Here is a 2,466-nt window from a genome sequence, read left to right as displayed (position 1 = left end):
AATACCATCATCTACTACTTTTTCAATTTGATTGAGTGACAACTCTACCTCAAACTCATGAACGGCATCTCTGTTGCTCTTGAACTCTTGATAGGATTCCCAGAACTTCTCATCTCTTGGGAGTTCTTTTTCTTTGGAAAATTTTTCTTCTTGATAAAATTGAACCAAATCCTCAATTTCTGGATTTTGCCAATCTTTTCTACTCTCAAAATAATCTTGGAAAAATTCTACACCATAAAGATTTTTCTGGTCTAGTTCTGTCTCTTTCACCTCCACTCCTGCCAACTGGAAATACACATGCTTTTGTTTGGGAATGATAGTTAGATCAAAAAGTTTCGCAGTTTCAATCAAGTCATCTATATTCTCAGCCTTTGATAAGAGAAATTCCATGAGTTCTTCCATTTCCCTTTTGGCAAAGTAATTCTTAAAAAATTCTTCTGTATAAGGTTGCTTGCGATTGAGTTTATTGCCACGCACCACCTGTTTCATGGATGAGTCCGTCATAAAAAAGGTCGCATGCTTGTGGCTAAAATCCATTTCTACATGTAGTAGTGGAGCATTCTTTTTGAAATCCTCAAAGTCTCTAGAATGTTCCATCAAAAAATAGAGTCGCTGCTTGAGTTCATACTTGTGATTGGTCTTGCGATAAACTTCATACTGCTGGTGAGAATAGCGATTCTCTATAATTTTCGCCCCTGCAATTTTAGAAAATCTATCTGAAATCATTCGAAGATTTCGCTCCACTTTATAATCCCACTTAAGTTTTTTGTCAGAATTGCTGTCAACCGAGTTTATAATGATGTGATTATGCAGATGGTCTTTATCAACGTGGGTCGCAACGATAAAGCGAAACTTTCCACTAGTCAATTCTTTCATGGTCTCATAACCAATCTGATTGATTTGTTCAGGAGTGAGATTGTCCTCTGGCGAAAAGGACTGAATAATATGATGAGCATGGATTTGTCGTTGTTTCTCCTCCAGCCTATCGTGTCGAAAATCGTAAAGCGTGTCATTGTTGATAAAATTTTCATGATACATCTGCACCATTTCCTCATAGCTAGGAAAGTCCAGAAAATTCCTCATATCATAATCCGACACTAAGGTAAGATTTTTTGTTTTATCAGGATTGAGAATATACTTGATGAGCTTTCTGCGATAACTCTTTCCATGAATGGCAAAATGCTTAGTGATGACCATGGAACTCCCTCAGCTTTTGAGCTTGTATTGTAAATTCTTTCTCAACTTCTTTTATCAATTCAGCGATTCCCTTTTTCAACTCTTGCAATTCTTCGCTAGAAATCAACTGAGATTGGTTCACACTTCGAGCAATCTGATTGATGTTATTGCCAATCCTCTTCAACTCAAACACTAAGTCTTGGTAGCCATTTGTATCAATGGTGATGAAATTCATTCCAGGGTCAAGTAGGGTGCGTCTCGCATATTCAGAAAAAGATTGGCAGCTACTTTGGTCGATATTTCTATTTAGTTGGTTCAACTCAATATCAGACAAAAACACTTTCTTGAGATTGATTCGGTAACGATGTTCCATGTGTCTACCTCATATATTTGTCTTGGAAGTCTTGACTGAGAGGAATGGAGTTGCCAACTTCTTTAATCAATTCCTGTACGCAGGTTAAGAGAATAGATACATGTTCCTGGGTGACTTGACGTTCTGACTGGATCGAAATTAAAATCTCATGAACATCACGGCTGATTTGTTCTAGTTTTTGAGATTGCCAAAGGGTGAACCATATCTCTATCTGTTTTTGTAAATCAGAGGAGAGTAAACTTTTACGGAGAAAATCTGAAAAATTAGTATCTCCCTGCTCTCTCATCAAAGCTAAAATTTGCTTTTCCTCTTCATCTGTTAGGCGAAATTGTTTCCGAATATCACGCACGTCTCGTTTCATACTGCTACTTCCTTTCCAAAATACCTGTACTGACAATGTCTGCTACCGTACAATGTCCGTACACTTTTACACCAACTGATTTTCATTCTTGTAAGGCTTTGCGAGCTCAGATATTGTGTCCACAATATCCCAAAAATCATATCGCCAGCCTATCAAAACCTTCTAGTTTTGACAGCCAACGATAAGAAAACTTGGTGACTTCGCCCCCAAACCCCCATAGAAAATCTTAGTTGGATTTTTTAAAATTGAAAAAAGTATATCAGAGGAAATTTGGAAAAGTTATCACAGGAGAATGAGAGGATGAAAAAAAAGAGCCTTTCGACTCTTAAAAAGTTGAACTTATCTCAATAGCAGAATTATCTACAAGGAGTGTTTATTACATCCTCTTAGCTATATTGAACTCATCTAATCGTTCTCTTTTGTCTTTTGCATTCTGAATATATCGATTATAATCTTCTTTGAAATCGTTCAAACTCACTAAAGAAATATAAGAATCGTGCTCATCATCATAAAGATCATTACATGGATTTTTCTTATAAACCGACTTAATATTTAG

General features: G+C 36.5%; 3 protein-coding genes and 1 pseudogene. All 4 read right to left on the bottom strand.

Features of this window, described 5'->3' with window-relative positions:
* On the bottom strand, window positions 1–1,197 hold a 1,197-nt coding region (locus tag D8847_RS10335; RefSeq protein ID WP_125841479.1), incomplete at its 3' end, for an SAG1250 family conjugative relaxase.
* Window positions 1,184–1,549 (bottom strand): MobC family plasmid mobilization relaxosome protein, encoded by a 366-nt coding sequence (locus D8847_RS10330; protein WP_000401233.1) that lies wholly within the window; start codon window positions 1,547–1,549, stop codon window positions 1,184–1,186. The genes D8847_RS10335 and D8847_RS10330, both read right to left, overlap by 14 nt.
* Before the next feature lie 4 nt (window positions 1,550–1,553).
* Window positions 1,554–1,910, bottom strand: coding sequence for an SAG1252 family conjugative relaxosome accessory protein (locus D8847_RS10325; RefSeq protein WP_000817622.1), 357 nt, complete (start codon window positions 1,908–1,910; stop codon window positions 1,554–1,556).
* A 376-nt stretch (window positions 1,911–2,286) separates the two neighbouring features.
* A pseudogene (locus D8847_RS10695) lies at window positions 2,287–2,466 on the bottom strand (molecular chaperone Tir); the annotation flags it as partial.

The organism is Streptococcus mitis, assembly GCF_003942795.1.
GTDB classification, from domain to species: domain Bacteria; phylum Bacillota; class Bacilli; order Lactobacillales; family Streptococcaceae; genus Streptococcus; species Streptococcus mitis_BJ.
This window is presented reverse-complemented; position numbering and strand designations above follow the sequence as displayed.

Coding starts and splice junctions, on each gene's coding strand:
- D8847_RS10330 (WP_000401233.1), bottom strand. CDS start 1,549: ATGGAACATCGTTACCGAATCAATCTCAAGAAAGTGTTTTTGTCTGAT.
- D8847_RS10325 (WP_000817622.1), bottom strand. CDS start 1,910: ATGAAACGAGACGTGCGTGATATTCGGAAACAATTTCGCCTAACAGAT.